Genomic DNA, 13,367 nt, shown 5'->3' on the forward strand with positions numbered 1-13,367 from the left:
GCCGGCAGCAACGCGGCGTTCGCGCCCAGGCCCACGACGCCGATGAGCTGTGGCGCGGGGGAGTCGGACCGGTCCTGCCAGGCGTTCAGGTTGAGGCTGATGCGAAACCGCTGGCTTGGCGTCCAGTCCAACAGCAGCCGGCCCTGCAGGAGGTTCTTCTGGCCCAGGGTCGCGTCGCTCGTGTAGCTTTTCTGCCAGTTGCCGCCTTCCACCACCCGCGCCGCGAACCGGGCTTTCAGGGTGTCGCTGATGGGCCCGCTGACGAAGCCGGAGGTCTCAAGCGTCGCGAACCGGCCGAAGCTGGCGTCGGCGCCGGCCGCCAAGCGATCGGTCGGCCGGGCCGCGATGAAGTTCAACGCGCCGCCGGTGGCGTTTTCGCCGTAGAGCGTCCCCTGCGGGCCCTTCAGCGCCTCCAGGCGCGCGACGTCCAGGCCGACGCCGATGGTCTCGGCGGAAAACGGGATCGGGACCTCGTCGGTGTAGACGGTGACGGTTGGGCTCGCCGCCAGGGTCGAATCCTGGAATCCAACGCCGCGGATCGTGTAGATCGGATGGCCGAACGCGTTGGTGTTGTATTCGAAGCCGGGCACCGCCTTCGACAGCAGGGTGGGATCCTGGAGGCCACGCTGCGCCAGATCGTCGCCGGAAATGGCGGTGATCGACATGCCGACGTCGTTGATCCGTTCCTCACGCTTCTGGGCGGTGACGATCACCTCCTGCAGCGTGCTGGCCGACGCCGCCGGCTCGGCGCTCCAGGCCGCGCTGGCGATGGCCGACGTCACCACGATGAATGGCGCGGCGTAGAGCAAGGTCGCTGACCGACGCATGTCTTTCCCCCTTTTGTAGCCGGATGCACCCGGCGCGGCGTTTCACTCACTTCGGCCGCTCCGAGTCCGGGCGACCTGCTTGTTGTCGCGACGGGGGCGTTCCCCGAGGCGTCGCAATAACATCAAATTCGATTGACGTTTTTTGTCAATATCAATTGACGACATTCGACGCGATCCCGGCCGCGGGAGCTGGGTCGCGGCTAGAGCCCGAGCCCACCGTCGATGACGATCTCGGCGCCGGTGATGTAGCTGGCCGCGTCGGAGAGCAGGAAGAGGACCAGCCCGGAGATGTCGGCCGGCGTGCCGGCGCGGCCGAGCGGGACCCGGGCGGCCCGCTGGGCGATCACTGCCTCCGGAACCTCGGCCAGCATCGCGGTGAGCACGAGGCCCGGATGGATGGAGTTCACCCGGATCTGCCGCGGACCGAATTCCTTGGCCGCGCTCTTGGTCATGCCGCGCACCGCCCACTTGGAGCCCACATAGGCGATGTCGGCGCCGCCGGCGCGGAGACCTCCGAGCGATGAGACTTGACGATCGACCCGCCGCCCCGCTCGGCCATCAGGGGCGCGGCATGCTTCATGCCAAGGAAGACCCCGAGCTCGTTCACCCGCTGGTGCGCCTCGAACATGGCGACATCGGTCTCCGCGATCGAAGCGAACCGCGCGATGGCGGCGTTGTTGACCAGGTAGTCAAGCCCGCCGGCGAACGCTCGCGTCGCGGCCAGCACCCGCAGCCAGGCCGCTTCATCGGCGACGTCATGCGGGAGGAAGAGCGCCGCCTCGCCGAGCTCCGCCGCCAGGGCTTGGCCCTCCGCGTGCAGAACGTCGGTGAGCGCGACCTTCGCGCCCTCGGCGACCAGTTGTCGCGCGTGCTCCGCGCCCTGGCCGCGCGCCGCCCCGGTCACGAGGGCCACTTTCCCGGCAAACCGCTGCAAGCGCACTGCTCCCCCCGCTGGACCCTGTCCGGTCAGGATGGAATTATCCGAACCCCACCAACAGGCTCGATCCCGCACGGCGCTCGGCCAATGCCGACGCAGGTCCTCTCAGATGTCAATCGACATTGACGAGATCACCTGGATTTCGTCTCGCGGCCCGGAGGGGTCTTACGCCGGCCGGGCGGCGCGCGGGTCGCTCAATCCAGGAAGCGCACGATCACCGACTGGCTCGCCGTCGCCAGCAGTCGCCCGTCTTCCGAGAACAGGTTCATCGCACCCTGCGCGACGCCCTGGCTTCGAGGCCTGGCGCGACATCGCATCGCCCGGGATGGCGCCTGCACCTCGCGCGCCGGGGCTCGCCGAAATGGCATGGGCTTGACACTTCCGGCGTCTGCGCGTGACGCTGGATTGTCCAATCGATCGCCGGTCAACGGCGGCTAACCGCCAATGGGCGTACGGGAGGATACTATGGACGGCGACGATATCTGCGCGGGCGCAGCGCGCGGCGCCATCGACGGCAAGGCCGCGGCGCCTGCGTCATGAAACTCTCCGCCGACCCAGACACCCAACTGAGCGGCGCAAGCCCGATGCCCTGGGTCGTCGAACGGCTCGGGACCACCCTTGTCGCCACCTGTGACGCGCCGCTCTGCCAGTGGGGGCCGGGGACCCAGAAGATTTTCGCCGCCCTGCTGGACGCCGTCAGCGGCGGCCCCGAAACCGACCGCATCGTCCTGTGCGGACAGACCGCGTTCGCCGCCGACGTGCAGTTCGACGGTGCGGGGCGGGTCCGACAGGCCGATATCCTTGAGCTCGTCACTGCCCTGGCGCAGTCCAAGACGCCGGTCGTCGCGGCGATTTCCGGCCTTGCCAGCGGGGCAGGGCTCGAAGCCGCCCTCGCCTGCGCCTCCCGCGTCGCCGGGCCGGACGCGCGCTTCGAAATGCCCGAGGCCGCGCTGGGCCTGCTGCCGATCAACGGCGGGGTGACGGCGCTCGCCGCCCTGGTCGGACTGAATGCCGCCGCCGATATGATGGCGCTCGGCGACGTCCATTCCGGAGCTTCGGCGGCCGCGATCGGCCTCGTCGACCGATGCGAGAGCGGGGACCTGATCCAGGCCGTGCTGGCGGCCCCGCCGCCGCGCCTGCCAGACCCGGCGTGCGCGACCCCCGACCGGCGCGGGGACTGGGACGCGGACCTGGTCAACCTGGGCAAGCGCCTGCGCCATCGCGCGCCCGGCAGCGTCGCCCATCGGGCGTTGACCCAGGCCCTGGAGTTGGGCCTGCAGCACCGCGCGATGCGGGCGACCCGCGCCATCCGCCAGGTGGCGGAACGCTGCGCAGCGTCCGACCAGGCCCTGGCGCTCGCCTATGCCTGGGCGGCACGGGCCGAAGACGCCCGAATCCGGGACCGCAGCTCACTGGACGCCGCGCTCCGCTGGACCCTGTTGCGCGAAGCGATCCACACGCTCGACGCGGGTGGCAGCCCTGACCTGATCGACCGCGCCCTGGTGGGTTTCGGCTTCGTCGACGCCCCGCTGGCGGCGGCCGACCGCATCGGCCTGGGCGTCATCCTGGATCGGTGCGCCGACACCGACGGCGCCTGGCGGATCTATTCGCCGACCGTGGACCTGATGTCCGGCGAGGGGCGCCTGGGCGTGGCGTCGGGCCTGGGCTGGTATCGTTATCCGCGCGGCGATGGGGTTCCACAGGTCGACCCGAGCCTCGACCGGATCCTGGGCGACTCGGCCCTGGCCCAGCGCCTTCAGCGCCGCCCGTTCACCCAGGACGAGGTCGTGGCCCGGTGCCTGGCGGCCATGGTGAACGGCGCCTTCAGCCTGCTGGGGAGCGGCGCGGCGCCGTCGGCGCTGGCGCTCGACGGCGCCTGGAACCGGATGGGCTTCCCCGCCTGGCGCGGCGGGCTGCTGTTCCATGCCGACCGCTGGGGCCTCCAGACGGTGATCTCGACGGTGCAGGCGGCGAACGCCTCGCGGCCCACACTGGGGCCTCCGGCCGACCTGTTGGTGGACCTCGCGGCCCGCGGCGTCGCCGCGGCGCCCTGGCCGCCGGAAAGCGCGCGCTCGCAATAGCGGCGGCAGAACCCGGCGCCGTCCCGGTCCGGGCCATCCCGCCTGAACACCCCGGGGTGGCGGGCGCCGGCGCGTGGTCCAGCATTCATAGATGTGATCTTCCGCCCCCCACGTCGGCATGCCTTGAAAAGCCGCGCGGCTGCGCCCTCAACACGGGGCGGCACAGGCAAAGCGAGCTCGGTCACAGATGGACGACGAAGTCGAGGTTCAGCCCCGCCCCGGGGCCGGTGAGACCCAGTATATCGACGCCCTGGTGATCGGCGCCGGCTTCGGCGGGATGTATATGCTCCACCGGCTGCGCGAGAGGCAGCTCACCGTGCGCGGCATCGAGGCGGGCGGCGACGTTGGCGGCACCTGGTACTGGAACCGCTATCCCGGCGCACGCTGCGACGTCATGAGCATCGACTACAGCTATTCGTTCTCTGACGAGATCCAGCAGGAATGGACCTGGAGCGAGCGCTTCGCCGAGGGCCAGGAAATCCGCGCTTACCAGCGCTTCGTCGCCGACAAGCTCGACCTGCGTCGCGACATCCAGTTCAATACCCGGGCCCAATCCGTGGCCTACGACGACGCCAAGCAACGCTGGATCGTCGAGACCGACCGCGGGGACCGGTTCGAGGCGATCTATTGCATCATGGCGACGGGTCCGCTGTCGGTGCCCAAGGACGTCGATATCCCCGGCGTCGAGACGTTCGACGGCCAGATCTACCTGTCCGGCAAATGGCCGCACGAGGCGGTGGACTTCAAGGGGCTGCGGGTGGGCGTGGTCGGCACCGGCTCCTCTGGCATCCAGATCGTCCCGGTGGTCGCCGAAGATGCCCAGGAGCTCTTCGTCTTCCAGCGCACGCCCAGTTTCAGCATGCCGATGCGCAACGGCCCCATCGACGCCGACTACATGGCGCAGGTGAAGGCGAACTATCCCGCCCTGCGCGCCGCCGCCAAGAGCAGCTACAGCGGCGGCGTCCGCTCGATCTCAAGCCGGCCGTTCTTCAGCGTCCCGGTGGCCGAGCGCGAGGAGCTTCTGCAGGACGCCTGGCGACGGGGGGCGCTCGCCCTCATGGGGACGTTTTCGGACCTGCTGTCGAATGCTGCCGCCAACGAGATCGTCGCCGAGTTCGTTCGCGGCAAGATCGACGAGGTGGTCGAGGACCCCGAGACGGCCGAGCGGCTCAAACCCCGCGGCTACCCGATCTTCGCCCGCCGCCCGGTTCTCGACACCAACTACTACGAGGCGTTCAACCGTCCGAACGTCAAGCTGGTCGACTGCCTGACCGATCCGATCGCCGAGATCACCCCCACCGGGATCCGCACGAACGCTCGGCGGATCGACCTCGACATCATCATCCTGGCGACGGGCTACGACGGTCTCACGGGCGCCATGCTGGCCGTCGAGATGACCGGCCGCGGCGGCCGTCGGCTGAAGGACAAGTGGGCGGCCGGTTCGAAGTCCTATCTGGGGTTGGCCATGGAGGGGTTCCCCAACCTGTTCATCATCGCCGGCGCCAACGGTCCGTCCGCCTTCGCCAACTTTGTCATCCTCAATGAGCAGAACGCCGAGTGGATCCTCGACTGCATCGACTACATGCGGGCCCACGATCTGACGACCATCGAAGCCACCACGGCCGCCGAGACCGAATGGATGGCCGCCGTCTCAAGCCTGGCCCAGACCTCGCTGATCCCGCGCGCGAACACCTGGTACACGGGGGCCAACATCCCGGGAAAGCCGCGCGTGTTCGGCATCTACACGGGCGGGTTCAACCGATATCGCGAGATCTGCGCTCAGGTCGCCTCGGAGGGCTACCGCGGCTTTACGTTCGAGCCCGGCCAGAAGGCGGCGAAGACGGGCTGATATCCGGTGCGCCGGGTTTGCCGCGTCCTGCGAATGTGGCTATGCAGCTCTTGAGTGAACCGCGGGTAACATGAGTTCCGATCGAACCTCCGCCCGGCTGTCCCGTCGCGACAGCGCCCTGGCGCGCCGCCAACTGATCCTCGACGCCGCTTGCCTGCTGATCTTCGAGCGGGGGTTCGAGGCGGTGTCCCTGACCGAGATCGGCGCCGTCGCGGGCGTCAGCGGCCCGGCCATCTACCGCCACTTCGCCAGCAAGGCCGACCTTCTCGCGGTGCTCTGCGGCCAGACCATCGACCGGCTCATCGAGCTGGTCGGCCCGCGCCAGGACGATCCCGCCAGGGAGCTCGAGGCCCTGGTGGCCGGCCAGGTTCGCCTGGTCGTCGCCTATCCCCAGCTCGTACGGGTGTTCGAGGATGAGCAGCGCTCCCTGCCGGAGGATCTGCGGCGCCAGGTGCGGCGGCGCGAGCGCGAGCACGCCCAGCGATGGGTCGAGGCGCTGCGCGACCTCAACCCGGGCGCCCGGACCCAGGACCTGGAGCTGGTCGCCTACGCCGCGGTGGGCATGATCCTTTCGGCGCCCCGCTGGCCCCGCGGGCTGCGCAGCGACGCGCAGGCCCAGGCCGGCCTGCTCGCCGCCGCGCGGCGTATCCTGCTGCCCTACCTTCCGGCAGCTACCCCGCCGCGGTTGGCTTGACGGTCTCCGGGACTGGGTTTAGGTTATCGGTCAGTAACTGATATGGATGCAGTCAAGCGTCTAACAGGGCCGCCTTTTGCCGGGCCAGGGTAGGAAATCATGACCATGCTCCCAGACGGCGAAGCGCCGTCACGTTCGCCTGTCGGCCTCAGCGCCGTCGTCGAGCGCGCGGCGGGGGGCGCGGTCGCCATCCTGCGGATCAACGGCCGCCCGCTCGCCGGTGGCGTTGCGCAGCGCTCGGCGCTGATGAAGCTCATCGGGCGTCTCGGCCGAAGCCGCGACGTGCGGGCCATCGTGCTGACCGGCGCCGGCCTTTTCGATCACGATGGGTTTGCCGCCCACGAGGACCTGGACGCGCTGCTTGGCCTGGTGGCGTCTTCGCCGGCGCCGATCGTCGCGGCGATCGCCGGCGACGCGACCGGGGCCGGCCTCGAACTGGCCCTCGCGTGCGCGGGTCGGGTCTGCGCCCCGACCAGCACCTTCGCCTGGCGAGGGGTCGCGGCGGCGCGGCTGCCCCGCGCGGCGACGCTTGTCCATCTCGCGCGCCGGGCCGGCATGGAGGCCGCGGCGGACCTGGTGGCCTTTGGCCGGCCCCTGAGCGCCGCCGGCGCCGCCGGCGTAGGTCTGATCGATCGGGTCTGTTGCGGCGATCTGGCGGAGGCCGCTGGCCCGTGGGCGCTCACGGAGGGGACGGCGCGCGGGCTCGCGCCGCTGGCCCTGAATGTCGAAGCCGAGGTCTTCGGGCTTCGGCTCAAGCTTCGCCGCCACGCGCCGGGCCAGGTCGCGCCGCTGGCCGCCGTGCGCGCGCTGGAAGCCGCGGCCGCCCTACCGGAGCGGCGACTGGTCGCGGAGATCGACCGGATCTCCAGCGAACTCGCGCGAAGCGAACAGGGGATTGCCCTTCACTACGCCGCCGCCGGCGAGGCGGCGCTGGAGGCGCTTGGGGAGGATGCTCCGGCCTTGGCCACTCGGCTCAATTGGTCGTTAGCCCGCGAGGCCATCCATCTGATCGACGCCGGCGCGACGCCAGCGCAGGTCGACAGGCGGCTTGAAGCGTATGGATTTGCCGAGGGTCCGTTCGCCCGCTCCGACCGCCTCGGCATGGCGCGCGTGTTCGCGGTGACGGAGGGGGCGCCGCCCGGCGATGACGCGTGGATTTCCTATTCGCCGACCATCGATCTGATGGCAGACGCCCAGCGGCCTGGAGGGCCCGGGGCGGCGGGCTGGTATCGTCGCGCCGGTGACGGCAGCCAGGTCCGGTTCGATCCCGAGGTGGACGAGCTGGTCCGGGCGTCAGCGCTCGGGCAGCGGTTGAACCGCACGCCGATCGCCGATGAGGTCGTCGTCGAGCGCTGCCTGCGCGCGGCCATCGAGGCCACCGCCGGTCATGAAACGGCGGACCTATGCGCCGCCGTGCTCGATGCCGTGTGGGTTCGGCATCTGGGCTTCCCGCGCTGGCGTGGGGGGCCGCTGTGGCAGGCGCAGCAGATGGGTCTGCGCACCCGGGCGGCGCCTTCCCGCGGTCGCGGCCTGCGTCCGGCCGCAACGACGAGCACAGCCTAGCCCAAGTCGCCTTGAACGTCTGATACCGGTATCTTGCGACTACCGCATATCCGTCGTGACGCCGGGACCCCTGCCGAGCATGACGTCGCGAGCGGTCAGGACCTTCCCGCTCCGGGCCTGCACGGCCAGCGGCTGCACGGGCGAGCCCGTCTCCCGGTCCAGGATCTGCGCCGGCTCATGACCCGCGCCAAACACCCAGCGATCGCCCCATTGCATCAGCGCCACCACCACCGGGAACAGCTCGCGACCCGACGCGGTCAGCCGGTATTCGAACCGCTCGACCCCTTCGCGCGCCCGAACCTTTTCGAGGATTCCGGCCTGCGTCAGGCGCCGCAACCGGTCCGACAGCACGGTCTTGGCCACCCCGAGGCTGGCCTGGAAGGCCGAGAAGGCGCGCACGCCATAGAAGGCGTCGCGCAGGATCATCAGCGCCCACCTGTCACCGATGATGTCGACCGTGCGGGCCACGCTGCAGTGGTGGGTCTCGAGCGATGTGCGCGTCATGCCTGCCTGCGTCTCCCGCCATTCTCATCACATGTCTGATATTCGGCCTGCCGCCGAAGCCGCGCCTTTCAGCCACGCGCAAGCCGTCTATATGGTAGCCTTAAGATACCAAATATTGGAGCGCCGTCCATGCCCTTGGTCACCGTTGAATATCCCGCCGGCCAGTTGTCGGCGCCGCAAAAGGCCGTTCTGGCCGAAGAGCTCACGGCGTTGATGCTGGAGATCGAGGGCGGTGGCGATACGCCGTTCGGTCGCGCGGGCAGCCTGGTGCGATTCCGCGAAACGGACCGTGCAGACTGGTTTGTCGGCGGCGTGAACGACGAGACCTATGTGCAGGGGCGGCCGATCTTCCTGGTCGAAATCTACGTACCGGAGGGCCTGCTCGACCAGCAGCGCAAGTCGCAAGCGCACAAGGCCGCCAACGACGCGCTCGCCCGCGTCATCGGCGCGGGCGAGGATCGGCGACGCTACTTCTGGATCCAGATCTTCGAATGGCCGGACGGCTCGCTGGCCAGCGACGGCGCCACCATCGACCTGTTCGGTATCGCCAAACGGGCCGGACATCCCGCCACCCATCCGGTGCTCGAGTTCCCGCGCGCCTACTTCGACGCCAAGAGCCGCCTGTTCGACGCCCACGGCTTTCCCAAGACGACCGCGGGCCGCGCCTTGAACCGCTATTGAGGCTCCAGCCCCGGTCTACCAGGTCTCCCCGAATGGCCTGATTTCCGTGAGGAACGACCAGGCCGAGCGGGGCTGGTGGGCAAGGTGCCAGACCTCGTCGGCGATGTCCGCGGGCCTGATGAAATAGTCGTCCGGCTTTTCGGGATTGCGGGCGCGGGTCCAGGCGAGATCGATCACCGCATCGATCATCAGGTAGGCCACGTGCACCCCCTTGGGGCCCATGTCGCGGGCGATGGACTCCGCGAGAATGCGTTGCGCCGCCTTGGTCGGCGCGAAGCCGGCGAACCGGGCCTTCCCGCGGATCGAAGCGGTGTTGCCGGTCACGATGAGGGCGCCCTCCCCGGCCGCCTCCATCTTCGGCGCGGCCCATCGCGCCAGGTGCAGCAGCGCCATCACATTGACCTGGAAATTGCGTTCGAGCACCTGCGGCTCGATCTCGAGGAAGCCGCCGAAGGCGCCGCCGACCGCGTTGTGAACGACAACCTTCGGCGGGACGCCGGCCGCCTGCGCGATATGCTCCAGCGCCGCGTTCAGCGCCGCGGCGTCTGCGACGTCACAGGCCACGCCGAACGCGCCCGGCAACTCTCGCTCAAGCGCCGCGAGGCGTTCGGCGGTGCGCGCCAGCATCGCCACCCGATACCCCCCGGCGTGGAGCCGGCGAACGATCGCCGACCCGGTTCCCGGACCGACGCCCGTTACGACAGCCAACGGCTTCATGCCAAGCGCGCCAGTGTAAGACCGGTCTTCATCGGATGAATGGTCACCTGATCCTCCGTCGGGCCCGCCCGGGTCGCCTGACGCCAATTCCAAACCATCCTAGCGAATGAGTACCAATTTAGCATCCTAGGTGTTCTCGTGGTCAAGCCCGCGTCGATGCGACGCGCTACGGAGTCTGGGTGGCAGTGCGGCTTGACCTGTCGTTTCGTCAGTTTCAAATCTATACGGAGCTACCGTCGCTGGACGGGGGTCGGCAGGAGAGATGGTCCGCAATGCAATGGCGTGAGCTCGAACAGCAGCCGTGCTCGGTCTCCAGGACCCTGTCGGTGATCGGCGATCGTTGGACCCTGCTGATCCTGCGCGACTGTTTTCTGAGGGTCCGCCGGTTCGACGACTTCCAGGCGCGGCTGGGCATCGGCCGGCCCATCCTCGCGGACCGGTTGCAGAAGCTCGTGGACAATTTCGTGCTCACCAAAGTGGCTTACCAGCAGCATCCGACGCGTTATGAATACCGCCTGACGCCCAAGGGGCTCGACCTCTATCCCGTCATCATGTCGATCGTGCACTGGGGCGATGTGCACATGTCCGGAAAGAAGGGCCGTCCCCTGCTGCACCGGCATGCGACCTGCGGCCATCACTTCGACCCGGTGCAGGTCTGCTCGGAGTGCGCCGAGCCGCTCGACCCGCGCCAGGTGCAGGTCGATCTGGGCCCGGGCGCCGCGGACGCGGCGCACATGCCCGTGGATCCGCCGAAGCCCCGCAGGGTTGGTCGAAGCCCCGCAGGGTTGGTCGAAGCCAGTAGGCGAACCCGCCGGTAAGGCCACGCGCACGGCTGCGCCGCCTCGCCGCGCGTTTCCTTGCCCGGAGCTCCGGCTGCTCAGACCGCCGCCGCCCCAGCCCGCTCAAGGTAGGCCTCCTCGACGTCCCGAAGGCGGTCCTTTCCAAAGAACATCTCGTCACCCACGAAGAAGGCCGGACTGCCGAAAACCCCGCGGCCGACAGCTTCCTCGGTGGAGGCGATCAGCGCCGCTTTGACGTCGGGATCGCCGATGTGCTCCACAAACGCCTGCGTGGGCAGGCCGGCCGCCTCCAGGACGCCGTGGAAGACCTCGAGATCGCCCATGTTCAGGGCCTGCTCCCACATCCCGGCGTAGACCGCGTCGACATACGGCTCGAAGACGCCCAGCTTCCTGGCCAGCATGGTCCCGCGCATCAGCTGCAGCGTGTTGATCGGAAACGCGGGATTGAACTTGAATTTGGTCAGCTGGTGGCGGGCAATGAAGCGGTCGGTCTCCTTGCGCTCGTAGGCCGCTTTGGTCGGCACGCCGGCCAGCGTCACCGCCGGGGACTGGTTGCCGGTGGCCTTGAAGATACCGCCGAGCAGGGCCGGCTTCAGCTCGACCTTCGTGCCCAGCCGCTGCTCGATCCCCGGCAGCACCTTGTAGGCCAGGTAGGCGTTGGGGCTGCCGAAGTCGAAATAGAACTCGATAGGGGGCGCCATGGTCATCTCCGTTGATCCTGAAGGGGCCGGACCTCGGGGCCAGGCGATGCTGCGTAGAGGTCGTCGACAAGGTCGGCCCTGCGCTGAAGCACGCCGCGCTGGTTCACATAGCCCTTGTCGGTGGTCTCGCCCGCGCCGAGCGAGGGGGCATCGTGCAGGATCCGGAAAGCCGCGATCCGCTGAGTGGCCCCGTGTTTGCCGGTGTTGAAGGCCTTCAGCCCTACCGCCAGCCGGTCGGCGAGGCTCTCGTAGGAGGCCGGGTCCAGGCGTCCCTCCGGCATGCCGCCGGCGCGCTGGCGCTCGCCGGGATCGATCCAGATGAGGAGGCGGACGTCGTCACGGTCATGCCCGGCGATGACCACGTCCGACGCCAGCGGCTGGCAGGCCTCGAGGGCGGCCAGGCGCAGCTCCCCGGTGGTGACCCATGAGCCGTTGGTGAGCTTGAAGTTCTCGCTGAGCCGTCCCGCGAAGCGCAGCCCTTGGGCAGGGTCCATTGGGTCGACGAACGTCACCAGATCGCCGACCTTGTAGTAGCCTTCCTCGTCGAAAGCCGCGGCGGTGAGGTCGGGCCGCTCCAGATAGCCCGGCGTGACGTTGGGCCCCTGGACCCGCACTTCGTAGCGATCCTCGACCGGGACCAGTTTCAGCGTGAGACCCGGCCCAGGCAGGCCGATCTCGCCGCCGCCACGACTGGGCCAGTGGGTCGCGGAGATCCCCGGGCCGGTCTCCGTGGCGCCATATCCTGAACCGAACGGCACCTCCGCCCCCGTGGCGCCTACGGCCAGCGCCTGGATGCGCTCCCAAATGTCTTGCGGAAGGCTGGCGCCGGCGAAGCTGAGGCGGCTCAGCCGCGAGAAGAAGGCGGTCCGTAGATCGGCATCGGTCTCAAGCGCGGTCACCAGCATCTGCAACGCCGCCGGGACGCTGAGCAGCGAAGTCGGCCGGATGCGGCGAATGTTTTCAAGGGTCTTGCCGAACTCGGACGGCGTCGGCCGCCCGTCGTCGATGTAGAGCGAGCCGCCCGCGCGAAGCACGCCGTGCTGCGTCGCGTTGCCACCCATGGTGTGATGCCAGGGCAGCCAATCCAGCAGGACCGGGGCCTCTTCGGTGGTCACCAGAAGGGCGCTTGCCGCGGTGGCGCTGCAGATCATGCCCTGGGTGTTGATCACGCCCTTGGGGGCGCCTGTCGATCCCGAGGTGAAGAGGATCTTGGCGACCGTGTCGGGCGTCACCGACCGGCGCACCGCGTCGAGACGGGCCGTCGGCGCCGTGTCGTAGAGATCGCTGAGCAGCACCGCGTCCGGTTCACCCGGCGTGGCGCTCATCCAGCGCGCCCCGGCGAGCTGCGGAAGGCTTCGGGCGTTGGCATACGCGCTGGCGCGCTGCGCGAATACCAGCGCGGGCGCGAGCACTTCGGCGATATCGACCAGGCGCGGCAGCGCGTTCGGCAATTGACTGTAGTTGGGCGAGACGGGGGCAACCGGGATGCCGGCCAGCATCCCGGCGAAGGTCAGGATTCCGTGTTCTATCGAAGCTGCGGAGAGGATGGCGATCGGCGTTGCCGAGGTCAGGCCCATGTCGAGCAGCGCCTGGGCCACGCCCTGCACCCGGCGCCACGCGACGCGGTAGGTGAGTTCCTCCCAATCGCCGCCGCCGCCGCGCTGCGCCAGGAACACCCTGTCCGGGGTCTGCGTCGCCCACTCCTCGAGGTGGTCGACCATATTCGCCGCGACGCCGGTAAGCGCGATCGGTGAGCGGAGCAGGATGGTCCCGTCGCACCGGTAGGGGGCCACCACCTCCTTGGGCGCGAACTGCACCCTGGAGGCCTTGGCGCCGGGCGCCGCGGTGGCGGATGCAGGACTCACGGTGACCCTCCCGGTTTCGCTCTTCGTCGTCGCGGCGGCAGCCTAGGTCAGTTTTCGCGTCTGGCAAGGTTCGAAAATAACACCCATAATTTTTATCGGTCGAGAGAACGCTCGCCGATGTTGCGCCGCCGGCTTGACACCCGGCGCT

Annotated in this window: 11 protein-coding genes and 1 pseudogene; 6 read left to right on the forward strand and 6 right to left on the reverse strand. The window is 69.1% G+C overall.

Annotation, left to right across the window (positions count from 1 at the left end; translation table 11 throughout):
• Both Q0R13_RS04615 and Q0R13_RS04620 read right to left on the reverse strand, forming a co-directional pair.
• Window positions 1-827 (reverse strand): TonB-dependent receptor plug domain-containing protein (locus Q0R13_RS04615; RefSeq protein ID WP_293900184.1); only part of this gene is annotated, 827 nt, incomplete at its 3' end.
• Window positions 828-1,027: 200 nt separating this feature from the next.
• Window positions 1,028-1,839: pseudogene (locus Q0R13_RS04620) on the reverse strand (glucose 1-dehydrogenase).
• A 461-nt stretch (window positions 1,840-2,300) separates the two neighbouring features.
• Here Q0R13_RS04620 and Q0R13_RS04625 point away from each other — a divergent pair.
• The 4 genes from Q0R13_RS04625 (at window position 2,301) to Q0R13_RS04640 (ending at window position 7,951) form a co-directional block, all read left to right on the forward strand.
• Window positions 2,301-3,845 (forward strand): enoyl-CoA hydratase/isomerase family protein, encoded by a 1,545-nt coding sequence (locus tag Q0R13_RS04625; protein ID WP_293900187.1) that lies wholly within the window; start codon window positions 2,301-2,303, stop codon window positions 3,843-3,845.
• Between the two features lie 187 nt (window positions 3,846-4,032).
• Window positions 4,033-5,694: an NAD(P)/FAD-dependent oxidoreductase gene (locus tag Q0R13_RS04630; protein ID WP_293900189.1), complete on the forward strand. Its 1,662-nt coding sequence runs from the start codon at window positions 4,033-4,035 to the stop codon at window positions 5,692-5,694.
• Window positions 5,695-5,764: 70 nt separating this feature from the next.
• Window positions 5,765-6,388: a TetR/AcrR family transcriptional regulator gene (locus Q0R13_RS04635; protein WP_293900192.1), complete on the forward strand. Its 624-nt coding sequence runs from the start codon at window positions 5,765-5,767 to the stop codon at window positions 6,386-6,388.
• A gap of 99 nt (window positions 6,389-6,487) precedes the next feature.
• On the forward strand, window positions 6,488-7,951 hold the full coding sequence (locus tag Q0R13_RS04640; protein ID WP_293900195.1) for an enoyl-CoA hydratase-related protein: 1,464 nt from the start codon (window positions 6,488-6,490) through the stop codon (window positions 7,949-7,951).
• A gap of 39 nt (window positions 7,952-7,990) precedes the next feature.
• On the opposite strand, the gene Q0R13_RS04645 is transcribed toward Q0R13_RS04640, so the two are convergent.
• Complete coding sequence (locus Q0R13_RS04645; protein WP_293900198.1) at window positions 7,991-8,455, reverse strand: helix-turn-helix domain-containing protein; 465 nt, start codon at window positions 8,453-8,455, stop codon at window positions 7,991-7,993.
• A gap of 129 nt (window positions 8,456-8,584) precedes the next feature.
• On the opposite strand from Q0R13_RS04645, the gene Q0R13_RS04650 reads away from it, so the two are divergent.
• Window positions 8,585-9,136, forward strand: coding sequence for a hypothetical protein (locus Q0R13_RS04650; protein WP_293900201.1), 552 nt, complete (start codon window positions 8,585-8,587; stop codon window positions 9,134-9,136).
• A 15-nt stretch (window positions 9,137-9,151) separates the two neighbouring features.
• Here the strand turns inward: Q0R13_RS04650 and Q0R13_RS04655 are convergent, their stop codons facing one another.
• Complete coding sequence (locus Q0R13_RS04655; RefSeq protein WP_293900204.1) at window positions 9,152-9,853, reverse strand: SDR family NAD(P)-dependent oxidoreductase; 702 nt, start codon at window positions 9,851-9,853, stop codon at window positions 9,152-9,154.
• A gap of 272 nt (window positions 9,854-10,125) precedes the next feature.
• On the opposite strand from Q0R13_RS04655, the gene Q0R13_RS04660 reads away from it, so the two are divergent.
• Complete coding sequence (locus Q0R13_RS04660) at window positions 10,126-10,671, forward strand: helix-turn-helix domain-containing protein (protein WP_293900206.1); 546 nt, start codon at window positions 10,126-10,128, stop codon at window positions 10,669-10,671.
• Between the two features lie 59 nt (window positions 10,672-10,730).
• Here the strand turns inward: Q0R13_RS04660 and Q0R13_RS04665 are convergent, their stop codons facing one another.
• Both Q0R13_RS04665 and Q0R13_RS04670 read right to left on the reverse strand, forming a co-directional pair.
• Window positions 10,731-11,354 carry a 2-hydroxychromene-2-carboxylate isomerase gene (locus Q0R13_RS04665; RefSeq protein ID WP_293900208.1) on the reverse strand — a complete coding sequence of 208 codons (624 nt, stop codon included), beginning with the start codon at window positions 11,352-11,354 and terminating at the stop codon, window positions 10,731-10,733.
• Between the two features lie 2 nt (window positions 11,355-11,356).
• Entirely contained in the window at window positions 11,357-13,171 is a 1,815-nt protein-coding gene (locus Q0R13_RS04670) for an AMP-binding protein (protein ID WP_293900211.1), read from the reverse strand.
• Window positions 13,172-13,367 lie beyond the last annotated feature (196 nt).

This window comes from Phenylobacterium sp. (assembly GCF_025351295.1).
GTDB lineage: Bacteria > Pseudomonadota > Alphaproteobacteria > Caulobacterales > Caulobacteraceae > Phenylobacterium.